17 protein-coding genes, 1 other RNA gene and 3 pseudogenes are annotated in these 19,944 nt (G+C 73.3%); 7 read left to right on the top strand and 14 right to left on the bottom strand.

The window, feature by feature from the left end:
* Positions 1 to 4: 4 nt before the first annotated feature.
* Positions 5 to 922 (bottom strand): annotated as a pseudogene (locus E4N63_RS23800) (RNA-guided endonuclease InsQ/TnpB family protein); the annotation flags it as partial.
* A gap of 341 nt (positions 923 to 1,263) precedes the next feature.
* Here E4N63_RS23800 and E4N63_RS23795 point away from each other — a divergent pair.
* Positions 1,264 to 2,238 (top strand): hypothetical protein, encoded by a 975-nt coding sequence (locus tag E4N63_RS23795; protein ID WP_228429762.1) that lies wholly within the window; start codon positions 1,264 to 1,266, stop codon positions 2,236 to 2,238.
* A gap of 69 nt (positions 2,239 to 2,307) precedes the next feature.
* On the opposite strand, the gene E4N63_RS23790 is transcribed toward E4N63_RS23795, so the two are convergent.
* The 4 genes from E4N63_RS23790 to E4N63_RS23770 all read right to left on the bottom strand — a co-directional run bounded on the left by E4N63_RS23790 (position 2,308) and on the right by E4N63_RS23770 (position 6,703).
* Positions 2,308 to 3,048, bottom strand: a complete 741-nt coding sequence (locus E4N63_RS23790; RefSeq protein ID WP_125626314.1) for a bifunctional DNA primase/polymerase — start codon at positions 3,046 to 3,048, stop codon at positions 2,308 to 2,310.
* 252 nt (positions 3,049 to 3,300) lie between these two features.
* Positions 3,301 to 3,903 carry a TetR/AcrR family transcriptional regulator gene (locus E4N63_RS23785; protein ID WP_125626315.1) on the bottom strand — a complete coding sequence of 201 codons (603 nt, stop codon included), beginning with the start codon at positions 3,901 to 3,903 and terminating at the stop codon, positions 3,301 to 3,303.
* 66 nt (positions 3,904 to 3,969) lie between these two features.
* Positions 3,970 to 5,043, bottom strand: a complete 1,074-nt coding sequence (locus tag E4N63_RS23780) for a small ribosomal subunit Rsm22 family protein (RefSeq protein WP_230241652.1) — start codon at positions 5,041 to 5,043, stop codon at positions 3,970 to 3,972.
* A 283-nt stretch (positions 5,044 to 5,326) separates the two neighbouring features.
* Positions 5,327 to 6,703, bottom strand: a complete 1,377-nt coding sequence (locus E4N63_RS23770) for a multidrug effflux MFS transporter (RefSeq protein WP_230241651.1) — start codon at positions 6,701 to 6,703, stop codon at positions 5,327 to 5,329.
* Between the two features lie 76 nt (positions 6,704 to 6,779).
* On the opposite strand from E4N63_RS23770, the gene E4N63_RS23765 reads away from it, so the two are divergent.
* On the top strand, positions 6,780 to 7,763 hold the full coding sequence (locus E4N63_RS23765) for a Gfo/Idh/MocA family protein (protein ID WP_374112825.1): 984 nt from the start codon (positions 6,780 to 6,782) through the stop codon (positions 7,761 to 7,763).
* 102 nt (positions 7,764 to 7,865) lie between these two features.
* Here E4N63_RS23765 and E4N63_RS23760 read toward each other — a convergent pair whose 3' ends face one another.
* The 5 genes from E4N63_RS23760 to rnpB form a co-directional block, all read right to left on the bottom strand.
* Entirely contained in the window at positions 7,866 to 9,494 is a 1,629-nt protein-coding gene (locus E4N63_RS23760) for an alkaline phosphatase (protein WP_125626319.1), read from the bottom strand.
* A gap of 507 nt (positions 9,495 to 10,001) precedes the next feature.
* Positions 10,002 to 10,448 (bottom strand): fluoroacetyl-CoA thioesterase, encoded by a 447-nt coding sequence (gene flK / locus E4N63_RS23755; protein WP_125626056.1) that lies wholly within the window; start codon positions 10,446 to 10,448, stop codon positions 10,002 to 10,004.
* 146 nt (positions 10,449 to 10,594) lie between these two features.
* Positions 10,595 to 10,735 carry a hypothetical protein gene (locus E4N63_RS23750; protein WP_185831343.1) on the bottom strand — a complete coding sequence of 47 codons (141 nt, stop codon included), beginning with the start codon at positions 10,733 to 10,735 and terminating at the stop codon, positions 10,595 to 10,597.
* A 227-nt stretch (positions 10,736 to 10,962) separates the two neighbouring features.
* Positions 10,963 to 11,421: an Hsp20/alpha crystallin family protein gene (locus E4N63_RS23745; protein ID WP_125626055.1), complete on the bottom strand. Its 459-nt coding sequence runs from the start codon at positions 11,419 to 11,421 to the stop codon at positions 10,963 to 10,965.
* 210 nt (positions 11,422 to 11,631) lie between these two features.
* An RNA gene (gene rnpB / locus E4N63_RS23740) (RNase P RNA component class A) lies at positions 11,632 to 12,036 on the bottom strand.
* A 173-nt stretch (positions 12,037 to 12,209) separates the two neighbouring features.
* On the opposite strand from rnpB, the gene E4N63_RS23735 reads away from it, so the two are divergent.
* A complete protein-coding gene (locus tag E4N63_RS23735) occupies positions 12,210 to 13,328 on the top strand; it encodes a sigma-70 family RNA polymerase sigma factor (RefSeq protein WP_374112824.1) in 1,119 nt (372 codons plus the stop codon).
* Here the strand turns inward: E4N63_RS23735 and E4N63_RS23730 are convergent.
* The 3 genes and pseudogenes from E4N63_RS23730 to E4N63_RS23720 form a co-directional block, all read right to left on the bottom strand.
* Positions 13,323 to 13,646: pseudogene (locus E4N63_RS23730) on the bottom strand (hypothetical protein); the annotation flags it as partial. The gene E4N63_RS23735 and the pseudogene E4N63_RS23730 sit on opposite strands and share 6 nt — an antisense overlap.
* Before the next feature lie 100 nt (positions 13,647 to 13,746).
* Positions 13,747 to 14,331, bottom strand: a complete 585-nt coding sequence (locus E4N63_RS23725; RefSeq protein WP_230241650.1) for a Uma2 family endonuclease — start codon at positions 14,329 to 14,331, stop codon at positions 13,747 to 13,749.
* Positions 14,332 to 14,542: 211 nt separating this feature from the next.
* Positions 14,543 to 15,127, bottom strand: a complete 585-nt coding sequence (locus E4N63_RS23720; RefSeq protein ID WP_230241649.1) for a Uma2 family endonuclease — start codon at positions 15,125 to 15,127, stop codon at positions 14,543 to 14,545.
* A 187-nt stretch (positions 15,128 to 15,314) separates the two neighbouring features.
* Here E4N63_RS23720 and E4N63_RS23715 point away from each other — a divergent pair, with 187 nt between their 5' ends.
* The 4 genes from E4N63_RS23715 to yaaA all read left to right on the top strand — a co-directional run bounded on the left by E4N63_RS23715 (position 15,315) and on the right by yaaA (position 18,607).
* Positions 15,315 to 16,145, top strand: coding sequence for a MerR family transcriptional regulator (locus tag E4N63_RS23715; RefSeq protein ID WP_230241648.1), 831 nt, complete (start codon positions 15,315 to 15,317; stop codon positions 16,143 to 16,145).
* Positions 16,142 to 17,140, top strand: a complete 999-nt coding sequence (locus E4N63_RS23710) for a hypothetical protein (RefSeq protein WP_185831342.1) — start codon at positions 16,142 to 16,144, stop codon at positions 17,138 to 17,140. The genes E4N63_RS23715 and E4N63_RS23710 overlap by 4 nt, the downstream gene beginning before the upstream one ends.
* Positions 17,141 to 17,262: 122 nt before the next feature.
* Positions 17,263 to 17,547 carry a hypothetical protein gene (locus tag E4N63_RS23705; protein WP_125626052.1) on the top strand — a complete coding sequence of 95 codons (285 nt, stop codon included), beginning with the start codon at positions 17,263 to 17,265 and terminating at the stop codon, positions 17,545 to 17,547.
* 250 nt (positions 17,548 to 17,797) lie between these two features.
* Positions 17,798 to 18,607: a peroxide stress protein YaaA gene (gene yaaA / locus E4N63_RS23700; protein WP_230241647.1), complete on the top strand. Its 810-nt coding sequence runs from the start codon at positions 17,798 to 17,800 to the stop codon at positions 18,605 to 18,607.
* A gap of 100 nt (positions 18,608 to 18,707) precedes the next feature.
* Here yaaA and E4N63_RS23695 read toward each other — a convergent pair.
* A pseudogene (locus tag E4N63_RS23695) lies at positions 18,708 to 19,942 on the bottom strand (bifunctional RNase H/acid phosphatase).
* Positions 19,943 to 19,944: the final 2 nt, after the last annotated feature.

Here is a 19,944-nt window from a genome sequence, read left to right as displayed (position 1 = left end):
GCTGGGCACCGGCGCAGAGGACCAGCCCGGCCCTGTGTTTGACGTTGAGCGCGCCAACGTGGTCAGCGTGTGCCACCAAGCCGCAGTTTACGCACGCGAACTTCGCCTGGGTGACCCGGTTCTCCTTCGCCGCGTGCCCGCATCCGCCGATATCCGGAGGACAAGTGCGGGACGTATTGCGGGCGTCCACCGGGATCAGCCGCTCGACCCCGATCACATCATGCTTCCGGACCACGGCGAGGGCCTGCTTGTGGTGATAATCCAGACGCCGCCGCGGATCTTCGCGTGCAGCTTCGCGACCTTGCGGGCCGCGGCACGATGCTTCTTCGTACGACGCCGCGTGCGTCGGGGGAACGTCGCCAGGTGGTGCTGCGCTGCGGCCAGCTCCCCGGCCACCTCGTCGAGAAACCCGGGGTTGGCGACGTGGTGGCCGTCGGAGTCGGTGAGGAAGTGGACCGTGCCCAGGTCGATACCCACCCTGCTGCCGGTCGGGGGCAGCGGCTCGGCGGGCACCTCGTCACAGGCCAGAATCACATACCAGCGGCGGCCATCCCGCTTCACGCCGACCGTCTTCACCCGGCCCTTCACACTCCGGTGCCGGTGGACCCGGACATGCCCGACACCCTGCAGGCGGGCACGCGTCTGCGCGTCGTGGGGGGGCGGAGTCCCACCGGCAGCCGTCCCCGGCCTTCGGGAAGGTCACGGTGTCGAAATGCCCGACCCCTTTGAACCGTGGGTATCCGGGTGTGCCACCGGCCTTCACCCGCCGGAAGAAAGCCTGGAAGGCCCGGTCCGGGCGACGCAGGGTCGCCTGCTGACTGGAGAAGGACCACCGCCCCTGACGCTCCGGATCGAACGCCCGGATCTCCCTCAACTGCGCCGACTGGTCCCCATGGCGGACCGACGTCCTGGAACTGTGCCGCGGCTCCGGCCCAAGGGTTCGATTCCCCCACCGGCTGAAGCCGGTGGCCCCCTCGAAAGAAGGTCTGATGACACGCACCACAGACAACCACCCGCCGTACCCGAAGGGCCGGCGCCCCCGGCCTCTCCCGCCGTACGGGGCGCCCGCCGCCCGCCCCGTCACCGGGCGGCGGAACGCAGAACGCAGAGTGAACTTTCCACCGGCGCGGCGCGTTTCACCGGTTGCCCGTGCGTCCACGGACCGCGGTCCGCGGGGCACCGGACGCGGATCCGGCCCCGGCGCCGGTCCCCCGCCCGGTAGGGTTGCGCCGAATCGAGCAGTCCGAAGGAGCATCGAGCCCCATGAGACGCAGGTTGCCGCAGGTGACGGCGGTCCTGTCGGCCACAGCACTGCTGACGCTGACGGGTTGCGTGACGGTGCACGGCGAACGCGCGGTGGTACCGGCCGTGACGAAGGCCGAGGCCGCCAAGGCGCTCGAGCGGTTCACCGACGGCTACAACCGGGCCAACCGCGAGCTCGACCCGGCCCTCGGTGCCCGGGTGGAGACCGGCGCGCTCCAGACCATGGGAGAGGCCGACCTCAAGGCCCGCCGGGTGAAGAACCCGGACGGCCTGCCCGACTACCCGCCGCTCAAGCTGACCGACGCGCGCTTCGCCATCCCCCGGCAGGCCGGCTGGCCGAAGTTCTTCGTCGCCGACACCGACAGCAACCGCGACGACAACCGCTGGCTCCTCGTCTTCACCCGGAGCGCTCTCGACGATCCGTGGAAGGCCGCGTATCTGTCGATCCTCAGCCGGGACGAGGTGCCGGAGTTCGCGGTCGACGAGGACGGCTACGCCGAGCCGGTGACCGGCGGCCGCGGCTCCGCCCTGCTCACGGACCCGGCGAAGATCAGCAAGACGTACACCGACTATCTCGGCTCGGGCGAGGGGGAGCTCTTCGCCGACGGCTACGCCACCTCCGCCCAACTGGCGTACCGCAAGCGGGAGAGCAAGACCCCCAAGTACTGGACCCAGTTCGCCGACCAGCCGGCCCGGCCGCCGCAGTACCGCACCGTGGCCCTCCGCACGGAGGACGGCGGGGCGCTCGCCTTCTTCGCCGCGCACCACACGCAGAAGCAGACGATGGCCGAGGGCTTCACCATCAACAAGATCAACGATCAGAAGGCCAACGCCCTGCTGACCGGGAAGGCCGAGAAGAGCCTCACCCTGGTGCGGATATCGCAGTCGGCGGTGAGCATTCCGCCGAAGGGGGACGCCGGGAAGGTCGTCTTCCTCAACCGGCTGGAGGGCCTGACCGCGGCCCGCGGCGGCTGACCGCCGCGCGCAGGCACCCGCCCCACGAGCCGGTGCCTGCGGCTGTGCCGGTGCCCGCGCCTGTGCCGGTCAGCGGCCCATCGGCCAGGCCGGGGCCTCCTGGCCCGCGCCCGCCCCGTCCGCGTACTGGGCGCAGGCGTCCGTCAGCGCCTCCAGCAGCGTCAGCGGATCGGGCAGCGGCCGCTCCGGCCCGCGCAGCCAGCGCACCGAACCCCCCGCGGGCAGCGCGGCGGGCGGTACGAGCACATAGCTGCCCCGGCAGTGCCAGCGCAGTCCGGGATGCTCGTCCATGGTCTCGGGGTGGCAGTCCAGCTCGCAGGGCCACCACTCGTCCTCGTCCTCGGGCTTGCCGCGGGTGGCCGTGAAGAAGAGCACCCGGCCGAGCGGGCCGCCGTCGCCGCTCTCCGCGACCGGGCCGACCTCCACCCCCTCGGCCTCCAGCCGCTCCAGGGCCTGGAGCCCGGCCTCGGCGGGGACGTCCAGCACATCGTGGTCGATGCCGGTGGCCGTGATGAAGTTGGCCTGCGGACGGTCGTGCAGCAGCTTGCGGATCTTCTCGGCATCGGTGGTCGCCTGGGTCTGCCAGGCGAAGGAGACGGGGTGCCGGCCGGGTGTGGGGCAGCCGATCCGGTCGCAGGAGCAGCCGTACCCCTCGGGGTGGGCGGCCTCCGCCAGGGGAAAGCCCGCGGCCACGGCCGCCAGCAGCAGGTTCTCACGGTCCGCGGCCGCCGCCTCGGCGGCCGTACGGCCCCGCGCCCCACCTCGCGGGCGGCGGCGCAGCCACTGGGAGAACCCTTTTTCGCGTTCCATCGCTCCCCTAACTTCGACCGTTGCCCGGTCAATGCTGCCACCTTCCGGGGCCCGAGGTGGCCGGTGTTCACATCCGGGGTACCCGCCGTTACCCGCCTTGTGGCTTGCCATGGGCACTGATGTCCGGATATTCCGCGCCTCCACTGTCTTCATGCTCACAGGGCCGGCGGCCGGGCCCGCGTCTTCCCGCGGCCTCTCCCCGCCACGGCTGCCCCGCCCGGTCCCCGGTGGCGGCACGGGGCGGCCGTTCCGTCAGCGCGCGGGGGGAGCGAGCGAGCGCAGCACCATTTCGACGACGGTGTCCGCGAAAGCGTGGGTCAGCGGACGGGTCCGCAGCATCCAGCGGTGGTGCAGCGGCCCGACGAGCAGTTCCAGCGCCACCCGCAGATCCGTGCCCTCCGCGATGTCGCCGGCCCGCCGGGCGCTGCGCAGCCGCTCCTCGTAGGCGGCGAGCTGCGGTTCGAGCACCTTGGCCGTCAACTCGGCCGCCAGCACCGGGTCGTTCTGGCTCTCGGCGGCGAGCGCCCGGCTCGGCAGGTCGTAGCGGGGGTCGTTGAGCTCGTCGACCGTGGCCCGCATGACCTGCTTGAGGTCGGCCTCCAGATCGCCCGTGTCGGGGAGGGCGATCCCGCCCGCGTCCTCACCGAGGGCGAGGAAGGAGTCGAACAGCACCGCCGCCTTGGACGGCCACCAGCGGTAGATCGTCTGCTTGCCGACGCCCGCACGGGCCGCGATGGCCTCGATGGTGAGTTTGCCGAACCCGGTCTCGGCGACCAGTTCGAGAGCGGCGTCGAGAATGGCGCGGCGGGAGCGTTCGCTGCGGCGGGAGGTCTGCGGGCTGCGAGGTTCGGCCATGGCGAGAATCTAGCAGTCGGGCGAGGCGGCATATTTCACCCTGAACCGCCTCGGGCGGCCGGCCCGTCAGTCCGCCCCGGGAGCGGCGGGCGGCGGGGGCCAGGTGTCGCCCCAGACGGTGTCGCGCGCCCGGCGGTAGTCGGCGCCGTGCCGCTTGGTGACCGTCTGCCGGCGCAGGGTGCCCTCCGGTGTGCACAGGTCCAGCAGCACCTGCCCCTTGCGGATCTGCGGGTGGCGCACGACGCGCGGGACGGCCGGACCGGCAGGCGCCTCCCCGTCCGTATCCGCGTCCGGTGCCGGCGCCGGGAGGCGGGTGGCCGCCACATAGGCGAACTTCTCGTCCTCGTACGGCAGGGAGCCGCCCTTGATCCGGCGGTGCAGCGCGGACCGGCCGACCCGGGCCGCGAAGTGGCACCAGTCCCGGCCCGGCTCCATCGGGCAGGCCGCGCTGTGCGGGCAGGGCGCGGCGATCCGCAGCCCGGCCGCGGTGAGCCGCTCCCGGGCCTCGCGCAGCCGGAGATAGCCCTCCGGGGTGCCCGGTTCGACGAGGACCACGGTCCGCGCCGCGCGGGCCGCCTCGCCGATCACCGCCGCGCGGTCCGCGCCGGTCAGCTCCCCCAGCACGTACGAGACCGTGACCAGGCCGGTCTCCGGCAGCCGCAGCCCGTCACCGATGACCGCGCGCCGCCACTCCGCCGCGCGCAGCCCGGCAGGGCCGGCGGACACGGCCAGTTCGCGGCCGAGGGCGAGGGCGGGCTCCGCCCAGTCGAGCACGGTGGTGCGGCGGTTCCCGCCGGGCCAGTTGGCCTCGGCCGCCCAGACCGCGGCACCGGTGCCGCCGCCGATGTCGGTGTGGCTCTCCGGTTCCCAGCCGGGGACGCTCGCGCGGAAGGCGGCGAGCGCGGAGTTCACGGCCTCGAAGGTCGCGGGCATCCGGTACGCGGCGTACGCGGTGACGTCCGACCGGTCGCGGAGCACCGGGGCGTCGGTGGGGGTGCGTCCGCGGTAGGTGGCGATCAGCCGTTCGACGGCCCGTGCGGCCTGCCGGGGCGGCAGCCCGTCGAGCAGCTGCGCGAGCCCGGCCCGCAGACCGTCGCCGACGGAGGCGGCCTCGGCCGGGCGGGAGGGAGAGGCGTACATTCGGCCGATTTTAGGTGGTCGGATGGACCGCCGGGACCACGGCGGCCGGGCGCGGGAGGAGGCGGACGGGCGGACGCGGATGGGGCGGCCCGTGCCTCCTCCCCGGCTCACCTTCCGCCCTCCCCGGCCGCCCCGCGTCGCGCACCGCGCGGGGACCGTGGTCCGCGGGGCGGCGGCGCGGGTGGATGGCGTTCGCCGGCAGCACGAGGAGGGTGTCGGTGGCGCGGTCCAGCCCGGCCTCGTCCGGGCCGCCGGGCCGCCGGGCCGCAGTCCGAGGTGTGGCTCAGCTCTCCGCTCCCTCCCGGCGCTCCGTGCCCTCCCGGCGCTGCGGCTCGGCCACGACCTCCGTCGGCGGCGGCGTCTCCCGGCGCTGCCACGGGCGGCACAGCAGCAGGAAGGACATGACGGCCGCCAGCGCGCAGACCAGCTGCACCACCGCCATCGGCACGGCCGTGTCCTCGCCGGCGATGCCGACCAGCGGCGAGGCCACGGCCCCGGCGAGGAAGGTGCTGGTGCCCAGCAGCGCGGAGGCGGAACCGGCGGCGTGCCGGGTACGCATCAGCGCCTGGGCGTTGGTGTTGGGCATCGCCAGGCCCATGGCGGACATCAGCACGAACAGCGCGGACGCCACCGGCACCAGCCCCACCGCCCCGAACACCCCGCTCGTCATGAGCAGCAGGGCGGTGGCGGCCGCCGTGATCACGGTGAGGCCGAAGGCGAGCGCCTTGTCCAGGCTGACGCGTCCGACGAGGATCCTGCCGTTGATCTGGCTGACGCCGATCAGGCCGACGGAGTTGATCCCGAACAGCAGGCTGAACATCTGCGGAGTGGCGCCGTAGATCTCCTGGACCACGAAGGCGGAGGCGGCGACGTAGGCGAAGAGGGCGGCGAAGGCGAAGCTGCTGGTGAGCATGTAGCCGGTGAAGACCCGGTCGGCGAGGAGCCCGCGCATCGTGCGGAGGGTGCCGCCGAGGGCCGCGCCGCCGTGCCGCTGCTCCGGCGGCAGGGTCTCGCCCAGCCACCGCCAGACGGCGAAGGTGATCGCGGCACCGATCAGGGTGAGGACGACGAACACGCCGCGCCAGTCGGTGATCCGCAGCACCTGGCCGCCGACCACGGGGGCGATGATCGGGGCGACCCCGGAGATCAGCATCAGGGTGGAGAAGAAGCGGGCCATCGCGTTGCCGTCGTACAGGTCGCGCACCACGGCGCGGGCTATCACGATGCCCGCCGAGCCGGCCAGCCCCTGCACCAGCCGCAGGGCGATGAGCACCCCGGAGCCGGGGGCCAGCGCGCAGAGGGCGGTGGCGATCACATAGACCACCATGCCGGCGAGCAGCGGGCGGCGGCGCCCCCAGCGGTCGCTCATCGGCCCGATGACGAGCTGGCCGAGCGCCAGGCCGGTGAGGCAGGCGGTGAGGGTCAGCTGGACCGTCGCCGCGGAGCTGCCGAGGGAGCGGCCGACCTCGGGCAGCGCCGGGAGGTACATGTCCATGGAGAGCGGCGGCACAGCGGTCATTCCGCCGAGGATCAGGGTGACCAGCAGACTCGTACGCCGCTGTCCGGCCGCCGCCGCGCCGCGGGCGCTCCCGGCGCCGCGGGCGGGACGGGACCGCTGCCGGGGGATCCGCCGGTCACCGGCCGGGCCGCTCTTCCGCATAAGCCTCTCCATCGCTGTTGAAATCGCTCCCATATCCTCTCAGCATCAGTGCGGCCGATATCAGGCGGGGATGGTCATGGATCAGATCAAGTGGGGCATTCTGGCAACGGGTGGGATCGCTTCCACCTTCACCGAGCAGGTACGGAGGCTGCCGGACGCGGAGATCACCGCCGTGGCCTCCCGCAGCGCGGGCCCGGCCGAGGCCTTCGCCGAGCGCTTCGGCATCCCGCGGGCGTACGGCAGTTGGGCCGAGCTCGCCGGGGACGCCGAGGTGGACGTGGTGTACGTGGCGACGCCGCACGCCGCGCACCGGGCGGCGGCCGGGCTCTGCCTGGAGGCGGGGCGCGCGGTGCTCTGCGAGAAGCCGTTCACGCTGAACGCGGCCGAGGCCGCGGAGCTGGTGGATCTGGCCCGTTCCCGCGGCCGCTTCCTGATGGAGGCCATGTGGACCTACTGCAATCCCGTGGTGCTGGAGATGCTGCGGCTGGTGCGGGACGGCGCCATCGGGGAGGTTCGGGCGGTCCACGCCGACTTCGGCATCACCGGCCCGTTCGACGCGGGCCACCGGCTGCGCGACCCGGCGCAGGGCGGCGGCGCGCTCCTCGATCTCGGCGTCTATCCGGTGGCGTTCGTGCAGCTCCTGCTGGGCGAGCCGGACGACGTCCAGGCGCGGGCGCAGCTCACCCCGGAGGGCGTGGACTCCAACACCGGCATCCTGCTGGGCTGGGACTCGGGCGCGGTGGGGATGCTGAGCTGTTCGATCACTGCGGACACCCCGATGACGGCCGCCGTGACGGGAACGGCCGGGCGGATCGAGTTCCCGCGCGGCTTCTTCGATCCACGGCTGTGCGTGCTGCACCGGCCCGGCCGCGAGCCGGAGGAGATCACCGTGCTGAGTGAACACAGCGGGATGCAGCACGAGGCGGCCGAGGTCATGCGGTGTCTGCGGGCGGGCGAGAAGGAGTCGCCGCTGGTGCCGCTGGACGGGACGCTGGCCGTGATGCGCACGCTGGACGCGGTGCGCGAGCGAATCGGCGTCCGCTACCCCGGCGAGGAGTGAACGGGGCGGAGTCGGCAGGGGGTTGACGGGGTCCGGTCGCCGGGCCCCGCGGCGGCCCCGTCCCGCCCGGGAGCCGGCGGGACGGGGCCGCGGCCGGGGCCGTCAGGCCTCCCGGAGGCCCGGGGCGCCGGCCTCGGTGACGAAGGACGCCGCCGTGGCGATCGGCGCCCCCGGGGTCGTCACCGCGGGGAGCGTGCGGAAGTCCGCACGGGCCTTCTCCTCGTCCAGCGTGACGGTGACGTAACCGCGCCGCCCGTTGTAGAAGCGCATGTGCGGGTTGGCGTCCATGTAGCGCCGGTAGTTGGCCGGCTGGTCCGCTCCGTCGCCGCCGCTGCTGACGGAGGTGGCCACGAACTCGGTGCCGACCGTGCGGGACTCGGGGCGGTCGAAGTCCCGCTTGATGTCGAACGCGTAGCCGACGTGCACGTCACCGGTGAGGACGACGAGGTTCTCCACCCCGGCCGACTCCGCCCCGGCCAGCACGCGTTCGCGGGAGGCGGGGTAACCGTCCCAGGCGTCCATGCTGACCGTGTAGTCGTCGGTGGAGTTGCTGCGCCGCCGGGAGAAGGTGACCTGCTGCGGCACGACGTTCCAGCGGGCCCGCGAGGCGCGCCAGCCGCTCAGCAGCCAGCGCTCCTGGGCGGAGCCGGTGAGGGTGCGCGAGGGGTCCTCGGACTCGGGCCCGGGGGTCTTCCAGCCGTCTCCGTAGGCCTGGTCGGAGCGGTACTGGCGGGTGTCGAGGATGTCGAACTGGGCCAGTCCGCCGAACGTCAGCCGCCGGTACAGCCGCATGTCCGCGCCGTGCGGGCGCTGCGGGGCGCGCAGCGGAAGGTTCTCCCAGTACGCGCGGTAGGCGGCGGCGCGGCGGATCAGGAACTCCTCCGGCGGCACGCCGTTCTCGGGGACGTCGTCGGCGTAGTTGTTCTCGGTCTCGTGGTCGTCCCAGGTGACGACGAAGGGATGGGCGGCGTGGGCGGCGATCAGGTCCGGGTCGGACTTGTAGAGGCCGTAGCGCATCCGGTAGTCGTCGAGGCTGACGGTCTCCCGGTTGAAGTGGGCGGGCAGGGTGCGGTCGCCTGTGTAGGCGCGGGCGCCGCCCGCCGCGTTCACGGCGTACTCGTAGAGGTAGTCGCCGAGGTGGAAGACGACGTCCAGGTCCTCCCGCGCGAGGTGCCCGAGGGCGGTGAAGTAGCCTTGGTGGTAGGCCTGGCAGGAGACGGCGGCGAGCCTCAGACCCGTGATCCGGGCGCCGGCGGCGGGCGCGGTGCGGGTGCGGCCGGCCGGGCTGACGTGGTCCCCGGCGCGGAAGCGGTACCAGTACACCCGGTCCGGTTCGAGGCCGTCCGCCTCGATGTGCAGGGCGTGGTTGTACTCGGGATGGGCCGTGGCCGTGCCGCGCCGGACGATCCGGGTGAACCGCTCGTCGCGCGCCACCTCCCAGGAGACCTCGACTCTGGCCTCCGGCATCCCGCCGTCGGGTGTGTACGGCTCGGGGGCGAGCCGCGTCCACAGCAGGGCGGAACCGGGCCGGGGATCGCCGGACGCGACTCCGAGGGTGAACGGATCGGCCGCGAGCGCCCGGCGGGCGTCCAGCTCCGCGGCCTGGGAGCTGCCCGGCAGGTTGGTGGCGAAGGCGAGCGCGGCGGCGGCTCCGGTCACGGTGAGAAAGCGGCGGCGGCCGAGGTGTGCGGCGGCGGCCCGGAGTTCCCGCTCGTGGAACGTGGACGTCATGTGGCCCTCCCCTGACGTGGGTTGGTGTCGGGAAGAACAGTGGCGGCGGGGAGCGGCGGACCGTTGTCGTGTGCACAACGCCCACATGGCCGCCGGATGAGCTTCGCCCCCGACTGGGGCGATCGGCCGCATTACGTCCGCCGAGGGCGCTGCGAGGCGGGGGGCCGGACGGCCGGGCGTGCGGGAGCCGGGCACGCGGGAGGCCGGGCGTGCGGGGGCTGTACGCGCCGACTGCGCCGGGCGTACGGGCGGGGCACCCGGCGTACGGGAGCGGGCATGGCCCCGCCCCGTCGCGCGGAGGGAGGAGGTGCGACCGGGGGCGGAGCGGGGCGGGCCGCTGGGCGGGGGCGGCGACCCGTGGTCAGAGTGAACCGCGCATCGCGCACAGAAGACAGGGTGTGCGCACGGAAAGATGTGTGCGTGTTGTTCACACCCCGTGTGCGGGACGTCACAGCGGCGCGGTACGGGCCGGAACGCCCCGGCGAAAACCGGTCCGGGGAGCCGGTGTTACGGGGAAACGGCCGGTCCGGCGGCTGTGTCCCGGGCCAGCTTCTCCCGCATACCCGCCGTGAACCGGTCGAGCGTCACCACGGCGCGTTCATGGGTTCCGGAACCGATGGCGTCGACGCCGTCGTGTGCGGTGACCCGCCAGCGGATCCGCCGTTTCTCCACGCTGAGCAGTTCGGCGGTGACGGTGACGGTCAGCCCCGGCGGAGTCGCGGCCGTGTGCGTGACGCAGATTTCCGTGCCCAGGCTTCCCTCGCCGGGCTCGAGATGAGGCGTCAGCGCCCGGACGCAGGTCCACTCCATGAGCCCGACCATGAATCCGGTGGCGAACACCTCGGGGAATCCGGCGAATTCCGGGGACTCGGGATAGAGATGCCGCACTGTCTTGTCCGGCGGCACGACATAGCTGTGGGTGAAGATCTCACCGACGCGCAGACCGTCCCTCATCGCCTCTTCCTCGCCGGGGCAGCCACCCCGTCCTCCCGGTCCCGCGGCACGGCGGCGGACGCCTCAATATGGCACAGCGCGCCGACGGGCGGAAGCGCCCGCCGGGCATCCCGCCCCGGGCCGGCCGGCCGGAGCCGGGCCACCGGTCACTGCTCGGATTCGCCCCGCTCCACGGTGAGCAGCCGGGCCCACTGCGCTCCGCACCGGCAGTACGACTCCTCGATGAGTTCGCCACGCTCGGAAACAGCGAGGTCCTTCGTGAGGCGGACGTGCACATGCTGGCTCATGACGGATGGATCCCTCCGCACCGGAAATGATGCGTCCATCTAAAGGAAACGGGGCAAAGAGGGCCACCACCGGTCCACATCACGGAATCGGCGTTCACCTCGCGCAGCATGCGGCGAGCGGAACGTGAGAGAACCGGGTCCGGGGCGACCGGGCACGCCGGGGCCCGTCCACCGCGCCGGGAGAAGGCGGCGGACGGGCCCGGCCGGACGGGCCGCCGTTTCGGCGGTCAGCCCTTGATCTTCACCCGGCGGCGCCGCTTGGCGTTCTCGGCCTTCGGAATGCGCACGACGAGCACGCCGTCGGCCAGCTCCGCGGTGATGTTGTCCGTATCGGCGTCCGCCGGCAGGCTCCAGCGGTAGGCGAACCGTCCGTAGCGGCGGCTCTGCTGCCGGAGCACTCCCTTGCGCTCCTTCTCCTCGACCTCCCCGCGGACGATCAGCTGGGACTCCATGGCCTCGATCATGATCTGGTCCTTGCCGACCCCGGGGAGCTCCAGGTCCACCGTGTAGCCGTCGTCGCTCTCCTCGATGTCGGCCAGGGGCGACCACATGCCGCCCTCGGCGAGCTCACCGGCCGGGGGGAAACCACCGCTGAGCAGCCGGCCCATCCGGTCGTACAGCTCCTCGAACTCGCGGAACGGCCCCCAGCTCGGCGCGGCCGTGCGGTGGCGGACGGGAAGCGTCATTCCGATCATCACCTCTCGTGGGATCACGGGGGCACCGGCAGCCCGGAAACCCCGCCGGCCTCCGACCGGCGCACCACGAGTCACCCGTTATATCCGCTTCATTCCGGTACCCGACGCGGAGGCTGTTTCGCGCCGGCGGGAAGGCCGCGCGCCCGGGCCGCCCCGGGCGCGCGGCCGGAGGGGAGGAGCGGGAGGGGCGAGTACAGGCGGCGGACGAGTCGGCCTGTACGCCGGGTTCTGTCTCCCGGGGGCCTTGCGGCCCGCGGGGAGGCGGCCATCCATCTGGGACCGGCGTTGCCGCCGGCCTCGTGCGGTCCACCCGCGGACTCGGGCGGGCAGCCCTCGAACGTCCGCGCAGGGCCGTCCGGAGACAGCCCCTCTTGACCTTGCTCCGGGTGGGGTTTACCGAGCCGTCCGGGTCACCCCGGACGCTGGTGGTCTCTTACACCACCGTTTCACCCTTACCGGGCGCCTCACGGCCCCGGCGGTCTGCTTTCTGTGGCACTTTCCCGCGGGTCACCCCGGGTGGGTGTTACCCACCACCCTGCCCTGTGGAGCCCGGACGTTCCTCGGCGGGACCCCGAAGGGCCCCGACGCGACCGCCCGGCCGGCTCGTCCGCCGTACCGCCATGCTACCCGTCGGTGAACAGCGGCGGCGCCGCGCGGGCGGGGCGCCGGACACCCGCGGATCCGTGCGGCGAGGGGGCGTTGTCAGTCCCCCCTCCTACTGTGTGCCCATGACCGGAGAAGCCGGTCCGGTGTCCGGGTGCGATGTGAGGTGAGTCCCGGTGAGTGATCTCGTGGCAACGTACGGAAAAGCCGGTACGGCGACGGCGGGTGAGACGGCGGGGCCCGGCGGGCCCGGGTCCGAGGAGCGACTGGAGCGGCACCGGGTGGAGCTGACCGGCTACTGCTACCGGATGCTGGGCTCGGCGTTCGACGCCGAGGACGCCGTCCAGGAGGTCATGGTCCGCGCCTGGAAGGGCCTCGGCCGCTTCGAGGGCCGCGCGTCGCTCCGTACCTGGCTCTACCGCATCGCCACCAACGTCTGCCTGGATCTGCTGAAGGGGAACAACCGCCGCGCCCGACCCATGGACCTCTCCTCCCCCCAGCCCGCGAGCACACCGCTTCCCGAGGCCCTGCCGGAGACCGCCTGGGTCGAGCCGGCCCCCGACGGCCGGGTCCTGGAGTCCGGCGGTGACCCGGCCGATGTGGCGGTGGCGCGGGACACGGTCCGGCTGGCCTTCGTGGCCGCGCTCCAGCATCTGCCGCCCCGGCAGCGGGCCGTGCTGATCCTCCGGGAGGTGCTGGCCTGGAAGGCCAGCGAGGTCGCGGAGCTGCTGGACACCACGGTCGCCTCGGTCAACAGCGCCCTGCAGCGGGCCCGTTCGACCATCGAGGCGACCGGGGCGGACGCCACCGAGACGGTCCGCCCCCTCGACGGGGAACAGCGCGCCCTGCTGGAGCGCTATGTCGACGCCTTCCAGCGCTACGACCTCGACGCGCTCACCGCCCTGCTCCACGAGGACGCACGCCTCTCCATGCCGCCGTACCCGCTGTGGCTGCGCGGTCACGCCGAGATCCGCGCCTGGATGCTGGGCACCGGAATCGGCTGCCGCGGCTCCCGGCTGCTCCCGGTCACCGCCAACGGCTGCCCCGCCTTCGGCCAGTACCGCCCCGCCGCCGACGGCCACGGCTACGAGCCCTGGGCGCTCCAGGTCATCGAGATCTCAGACGGCCGCATCACCGGGCTCAACGCCTTCCTCGACACCCCGCACCTCTTCCCCCTCTTCGGCCTGCCCCCGCGGCTCGGCCCCGACGGCAGCGCCCCGGGCCCCGAGAACGGCGTCCAGACCGAGGAGGTGGAGGAGGGCCAGCAGCTCCGGCCCGGCGTTCCGCAGCCGTAACCGGCACCCGAGCCGCCGGGCGGTGAGCCGTAGCCGGGCCAGGGCTTCCACGGTCGCCAGATCGGGCCGGGTGACGGCACCGGCGTCGCAGAGGACGACCGTGAACGGCCCATCGTGGCCGGGGGCGCCACCGGTCCCCTCACCACGCCCCAGGAGGCTCTGCAACCGCGCACAGAGCGCGGGTACCTCCCCGCGGGCGACCGTGCCGGGAAGCGTCAGCACGACCGTGCCCGGTGGCCCGCCGGGCACGGGGCGCGGTCTTCCGGGCGGCGGTCCCTCCCCGGAGGACGCGGCCGGTGACGGATCGGAACGGGGCATCGGCGTCCTCCTGTCGCGGGCTTCACAGGAGGACAGACGGCCGGACCGTGCGGAACTCATCGGGACCCGCCCCCGGTCCCGCACCGGCCCGGAGCACGGCTCAGACGAAGTCGCCCGTTTCGAGGTCGAAGGAGAAGGGCGCGGGGAGCGTGATCGGCTTCCCGTAGGGAACCGTGGAGGTGTTCCGGTACTCCCCGCCTTCCGGGTCGCTGAAGAGCGTCACCGAGCCCTTCTGCCGATCGACGAGCAGATAGAGCGGGATGCTTCCCAGCGCATAGCAGAGACGCTTGGCCTCACGATCACGGTCCGGGTTCGTCGAGGTCACCTCGACCACCATGGCCACCCCCCGGCAGGGCATCCACGGCTCGGCTCCCCGGAAGAGCCGTAGCTCCTTGGGCGCGAAAGTCCCGTCCGGAATGACGTGGTTCCTCAAGCTGAGGGAGTTGCGCGGGATCTTCAGCCCTTTGTTGCCCGAGAACTGCATGGGTGTGGCCGACCGGATGTACACCTGCTCCGCGATGGAGCTGATGTGTTCCTCGTGATCCCCGTCGGGCGGCGGCGTCACAACGATGTCCCCCTCGATCAGCTCGGCCCGATAGCCTTCCGGCGTGTCCAGGGCCAAGAAGCCCTCCAGCAGGCGTTCTTCCTGCGTGAGCGGCTCGTGTTCATGCGCCATGGCGCTCATGTCACGCACCTTCCCTGTCTCGCCGCCACGGTAGGGAGCGGAGGGGGCCGCGTCCCTGCACGAAGGGGTTACTTCCCCCGATCGTGGCACACGCGAACGCCGGGTTGCCACGATCGCCACCGCGCCGGACCGGCCGGGCACGGGGGGAGTCCTCCGTGCGGTGGCACGGCCGCGAGTGCTCGGCGCCGGTTGGGCGGAGTCGAAGCACCGCTCAGACGAAGTCGCCCGTTTCGAGGTCGAAGGAGAAGGGCGCGGGGAGGGTGATCTCCTTGCCGTAGGGCACGGTGCACACCTGCCGGTAGTCGCCCTCCCCCGGCTCGCTGAAGAGCGTCACGGAACACTTCTCACGGTCGACCAGCAGGTGCAGCGGGATACCACCCCGCGCATAGCAGTGGCGCTTGGTCGTGCGGTCGCGGTCGGCGCGGGTCGAGGTCACCTCGACGACCATGGCCACCTCATCACAGGGCATCCACGCTTCCGCGTCGTCGAACAGCCCCACCCGGGCCTCGGCGAAGGTCAGGTCGGGGATGACATGGTTCTTTACGCACTGTCCGGCGCGGGGGACCATGAGGCCCTTGTTGCCGGACACGTCCATATCCACCGCGGAGCGGCGCGCCACCTGCCGGATGATCCGGCTGATGTCCGCTTCATGGGCCCCCTCCGGCGGCGGCGTCACAACGATCTCCCCCTCGATCAGCTCGGCCCGGAAGCCTTCCGGCGTGTCCAGGGCCAAGAAGCCCTCCAGCAGGACTTCTTCCTGCGTGAGCGGCTCGTGTTCATGTGCCATCGCGCTCATGTCACGCACCTTCCCTGTCTCGCCGCCACGGTAGGGAGCGGAGGGGGCCGCATCCCTGCGCGAAGGGGTTACTTCCCCCGATCGTGGCACACACGAACACCGGGTTGCCACGATCGCCACCGCGCCGGACCGGCCGGACCCAGCCGCGCTTGACCTTGTCGCAGCGTCAACGTTTTGGATGGGTGGCATGCGGATCGGAGAGCTTGCCGCGCTGGCCGGGGTGTCCACCCGGACCGTGCGCCACTACCACCATCTCGGCCTGCTGCCGGAGCCCGGGCGGCGCGCCAACGGCTACCGCGTCTACGAGCTGCGGGACGCGGTGCGGCTCGCGCGGATACGGCGGCTGACGGAGCTGGGGCTCGGCCTGGACGAGGTGCGGGACGTCCTCGCGGACGACGCGGGACGGGAGCTGCGCGAGGTGCTGGAGGAGCTGGACGCCGATCTCGCGCGGCAGGAGGCGGCGATCCGCGCCCGGCGCGAGCGTTTGGGGGTGCTGCTGCGGCAGGCCCGAGAGGGTGGCGGCCTGCCGCCGGAGGGGCCGGTCTCCCCGGAGCTGGGCGCCCTGTTCGAGGAGATGGCCCGGGTGTCCGCGGCCCTGCCGGGCCCGGAACCGCGCACGGCCGCCATGGACCGGGAGGTTCTGGCGCTCCTGGAAACCACCGGCTCCGGCCCGGAGGAACGGCGCCGGCTGTCGCGGCTCGTCCGCGAGATGGCGACGGCTCCACAGGCGGCCGAGCGCGCCTACGAAATGTACGCGCTGCTGGACGAGCTGGCGGATGCCGATCCCACGGACCCCCGCGTGGAGCTCGCCGCGCAGGCACTGGCCGGCTGTCTGCCGCGCGAGGCGATATCCGAGCTGACGGCGGCGGACGGACCGCTGGACGAGGGCGCGGGCGGAGCCGCCGGCGGACCGTCCGAGAGCTTCCTGGACGCACTCTTCGACAGTCTCGGCCCTGCCCGGACGGCGGCGCTGCGCCGGGCGATGACTCTTCTCACCGAGCGGAAGGAGCAGACATGAACGGGGACGGCACGGGCGGAGCGGCGGCTCCGGCCGCGGCGGGAGCGGACGGCGGCCGGGCCTCCCGGTGGCGGCGGTGGGGTGCGGGCACCGTCGTGGCGGGCGAGTTGACGGTCCTGGTGTGCCTCGCCGCCGGGGTGCGGTTTCCGTGGCCGGTGGTGCTCGCCGTCGAAGCGCTGGTTCTCACGGCGCTCGCCGCGGGGGTGGTCGTGACCGCCCGCCGTTACCGGCGGGCCCGTCGCGCCGGCGAGGAGCGCGGCCCCGCCCTGCACCGGGCCGTACGGCAGGGAATGCCTCCGCTCGCGCGACGGCTGATGGCGCACGAGGCGCGGGTGATGGTGAGCCTGGCGCTCTGGGCGGCCCGGCGGAGACACGGAGTGGGCCCGGGCGCCAGGGCCGTCGGTTACGCCCGGTGCCAGGCTCCGATGATGTTCCTGCTGACGCTCGCCACCGTCATCGAGACGGTGGTGCTGGCGCTAGTCGTCCCCTGGCCCGTCGTGCACGCGGTTCTGCTCGTGCTGGGGCTGTACGGGGTGCTGATGATGGTGGGGCTGCACGCCTCCTGTGTCACCCGTCCCCATGTCGTCGGTGCGGACGGCTCGCTCCGTGTCCGCTACGGCGCGCTCTTCGACCTGCGGATACCGGCGGGGCTGATCGCCTCGGCCCGCTACGAGCGGCGGTACACGGACGGCCGGCTGCTGCGGGTCGGCGATGCCGGTGACCTGGACCTGATCGTGGACAGCCAGACCTCCGTCACGGTCGAGCTGACCGCGCCGGTGACGGCCGTGCGGCCTTTCGGCAAGCCGTTCCGGGCCCGGCTCATACGGTTCCACGCGGACGATCCACGGGCGGCGGTGGCCGCGCTCCGGCACAGGGGCACCACGGAGGGTGAACGCCCGGCCGTGATCCCCGCCCGGGGCGCGGCGGCGGCCCCGGAGCGGCCGCCGGTCCCGCCGCCCGCCGGGTCTCCGGTTCCGGACCCCGGCTCCGGCTGAAGGGAGACACCAGAGGGACCGGGGGGCGGTCCCGGCAGTGTGTCCTGCCCGGGACCCGACCGAGGCCGAACCGATCCCCGGCCAAGGTGCGAACGGAGGGTGACCCAAGGCAGGCTTGCGCCATGGACTACATACGCCTCGAAGCGTGGGTCGGCGGGGAATGGCTCGCGGTGGAGGCCGTCAGCGTGACCGACGGGGAGTCCGAAGGCGAGTCCTTGTCCCTCTCGTTCGCCCCGCAGCAGACGGAGGCCGGCTACCGGACGCTGATCTGGGAGCCCCTGGAGTGTTTCCTCCGGGAGTACCGGGAGGAGCCGATCGTGCTGGTGCCGGCGGGCAACCAACTGCCGGTGATGTTCGGGCCCGGGGCGGCCGGGCCCTTCCGGCTCGGCCGGACGTCCGGGGGCTGACCTCCGGGCGTGTGGTCCGGCTTCTCCATCGGGCCGCACCGCTCCGGACGTCCCGCGTCCCGTGGCCGGCCCGGTCCCGTGGTGACTCCGGTGCTTGGCCGCCGTCCGCCTCCGGGGGCCCGGCGGGAGGCGTTCGGGACGGGTTCTAAGCTCGGATCGGAGCCGGTCGTTCCGTTGCGGACGTACCCGGCCGGTTCCGTGACCATCCGTATCCGCCCCGCTTCCGTGATTCCCCGCGAGGAGTTCCGCCGTGCTCGTGCTGTTGCCGCCGTCCGAAGGTAAGGCCGAGGGCGGGTCCGAGGGCCCCCTGGACCTCGACTCGCTGTCGCTGCCGGGGCTCTCGGCGGCCCGCGGCGAGGTGCTGCGCGAGCTGGTGGAGCTGTGTGGGGCGGACGAGGAGAAGGCCCGGACCGTCCTGGGGATCGGCGAAGGGCTGCGGGGCGAGGTCGCGAAGAACGCGGCTCTGCTGACGGCCGGGACCCGGCCGGCGGGTGAGATCTACACCGGCGTCCTCTACGACGCCCTGGATCTCGCCTCCCTGGACGCCGTCGCCCGGGCCCGGGCGGAGCGGACCCTGCTGGTGTTCTCGGGGCTCTGGGGCGCGCTGCGGACCGGCGACCGGATCCCGTCCTACCGCTGTTCGATGGGGGTGAAGCTGCCAGGCCTGGGGGCGCTGGGTGCGTACTGGCGCGGCCCGATGGCGGAGGTGCTGCCGGAGGTCGCCGGTGAGGGCCTGGTCCTGGACCTCCGCTCGGCGGCGTACGCCACGGCCTGGAAGCCGAGGGGCTCGGTGGCGGAGCGGACCGCCACGGTCCGGGTGCTGCACTCGACGATCGTGAAGGGGGTGGAGAAGCGCTCCGTGGTGAGTCACTTCAACAAGGCCACCAAGGGCAGGATCGTCCGGGATCTGCTGGTCGCCGGCGTGGAGCCCGCGCACCCGGCCGAACTGGCCGATGCGCTGCGCGAGCTGGGCCACACCGTCGAAGTGCAGCCGCCGCCGAAGGCGGGCAGGACCGGCAGGCCCTGGGCTCTGGACGTGATCGTCACCGACGTGCACTGAGCGGCACGGGCACCGCCACCCGGCCCCGCCCGGCGCTGCCCGGCCGACGGCAGCGAGGCGGGCCTCCGGGGGAAGCCGGGCGGGCCCGCCCCGGTGCGGGTCAGCGGAGGTGGCCGGTGTCGTTCAGCAGGCGCAGGGAGGCGTTGCCGTCGGCGTAGTACGCCACCACGGACAGGGAGGCCGGGGACAGTTCCATGCGGAAGAGCGATTCCGGGGGTGCTCCCAGCGCCAGCCGGACCAGGGTCTTGACCGGTGTGACGTGCGTGACGAGCAGGACGGTGCGGCCCGCGTGGCGCGCGATGAGCTTGTCGCGGGAGAGGGCCACCCGGCGGGCGACCGTCTCAAAGCTCTCCCCGCCGCCCGTGGGCTCGGCCCGGGGTGAGGCGAGCCAGGCGTCGAGGTCGTCCGGGTAGCGGTCGCGCACCTCGGCGAAGGACAGGCCCTCCCAGGCGCCGAAGTCCGTCTCGCGCAGGCCCTCGTCGACCCGGATGTCGAGCCCCGTCCGGGCGGCCACGGTCTCCGCCGTCTCGCGGCAGCGCCGCAGCGGGGAGCTGACGATCGCCTGGACGGTGCCGCGCGCGGCGAGGACCGCCGCCGTGGCCTCGGCCTGCCGGCGGCCGGCCGGTGACAGCCCGGGGTCGGAGCCGCCGCTGCCGGAGAAGCGCTTCTCCGGGGTGAGGGCGGTCTCGCCGTGCCGCAGCAGGACGAAGGTGGCGGGGGCGCCGAGGTCGGCGGGGCCGCCCAGCCGACCGGCGGGACGGCGGGTGCGGCGGCCCGCCCGGCCGGGGCGGGCGCCCCGGCCCGTTCGGACAGTTCTTCCAGTTCCTCGGGTTCGGCGGAGTCGGCGACGGCCTCCGGCCGGGGTCCGGCGTCGAGGGCCGCCGTGGAGAGAGAGGGCTTCCAGCGCTCGCCGCGCTTGCCCGCGTCCATGGCCTCGTTGGCGAGCCGGTCGGCGTGCTTGTTCTTCTCCCGGGGGATCCAGGTGTAGCTGACCTGCCCGGGGGTGGGGAATATCGTCTTGGCCTCGGCCGCCAGGGGCCGCATGTCCGGGTGCTTGATCTTCCAGCGGCCGGACATCTGCTCGACGACGAGCTTGGAGTCCATCCGCACCTGGATCTCGGCGTCCGGGTCCAGGGTGCGCGCGGCCCGCAGTCCGGCGATCAGACCCCGGTACTCGGCCACGTTGTTGGTCGCCGTGCCGATGAACTCGGCCGCCTCGGCGAGGGGTTCGCCGGTGGCCGCGTCCAGGACCACCGCGCCGTAGCCGGCGGGGCCCGGATTGCCCCGGGAGCCGCCGTCGGCCTCGACGATGAAGCGCCGCTTGGGTCCGCTCATCG

The organism is Streptomyces sp. MNU89 (assembly GCF_020982505.1).
In the GTDB taxonomy this organism is placed as follows: Bacteria; Actinomycetota; Actinomycetes; order Streptomycetales; family Streptomycetaceae; genus Streptomyces; species Streptomyces xinghaiensis.
Note: the sequence above shows the minus strand (reverse complement) of the source record. Positions and strands in the feature narration are given on the sequence as shown.

Bases quoted from the DNA above. Each gene is read 5' to 3' on its own strand.
- E4N63_RS23795 (WP_228429762.1), top strand. From the start codon at position 1,264: ATGAGACGCAGGTTGCCGCAGGTGACGGCGGTCCTGTCGGCCACAGCA.
- E4N63_RS23790 (WP_125626314.1), bottom strand. From the start codon at position 3,048: ATGGAACGCGAAAAAGGGTTCTCCCAGTGGCTGCGCCGCCGCCCGCGA.
- E4N63_RS23785 (WP_125626315.1), bottom strand. From the start codon at position 3,903: ATGGCCGAACCTCGCAGCCCGCAGACCTCCCGCCGCAGCGAACGCTCC.
- E4N63_RS23780 (WP_230241652.1), bottom strand. From the start codon at position 5,043: ATGTACGCCTCTCCCTCCCGCCCGGCCGAGGCCGCCTCCGTCGGCGAC.
- E4N63_RS23770 (WP_230241651.1), bottom strand. From the start codon at position 6,703: ATGCGGAAGAGCGGCCCGGCCGGTGACCGGCGGATCCCCCGGCAGCGG.
- E4N63_RS23765 (WP_374112825.1), top strand. From the start codon at position 6,780: ATGGATCAGATCAAGTGGGGCATTCTGGCAACGGGTGGGATCGCTTCC.
- E4N63_RS23760 (WP_125626319.1), bottom strand. From the start codon at position 9,494: ATGACGTCCACGTTCCACGAGCGGGAACTCCGGGCCGCCGCCGCACAC.
- flK (WP_125626056.1), bottom strand. From the start codon at position 10,448: ATGAGGGACGGTCTGCGCGTCGGTGAGATCTTCACCCACAGCTATGTC.
- E4N63_RS23750 (WP_185831343.1), bottom strand. From the start codon at position 10,735: ATGAGCCAGCATGTGCACGTCCGCCTCACGAAGGACCTCGCTGTTTCC.
- E4N63_RS23745 (WP_125626055.1), bottom strand. From the start codon at position 11,421: ATGACGCTTCCCGTCCGCCACCGCACGGCCGCGCCGAGCTGGGGGCCG.
- E4N63_RS23725 (WP_230241650.1), bottom strand. From the start codon at position 14,331: ATGAGCGCCATGGCGCATGAACACGAGCCGCTCACGCAGGAAGAACGC.
- E4N63_RS23720 (WP_230241649.1), bottom strand. From the start codon at position 15,127: ATGAGCGCGATGGCACATGAACACGAGCCGCTCACGCAGGAAGAAGTC.
- E4N63_RS23715 (WP_230241648.1), top strand. From the start codon at position 15,315: ATGCGGATCGGAGAGCTTGCCGCGCTGGCCGGGGTGTCCACCCGGACC.
- E4N63_RS23710 (WP_185831342.1), top strand. From the start codon at position 16,142: ATGAACGGGGACGGCACGGGCGGAGCGGCGGCTCCGGCCGCGGCGGGA.
- E4N63_RS23705 (WP_125626052.1), top strand. From the start codon at position 17,263: ATGGACTACATACGCCTCGAAGCGTGGGTCGGCGGGGAATGGCTCGCG.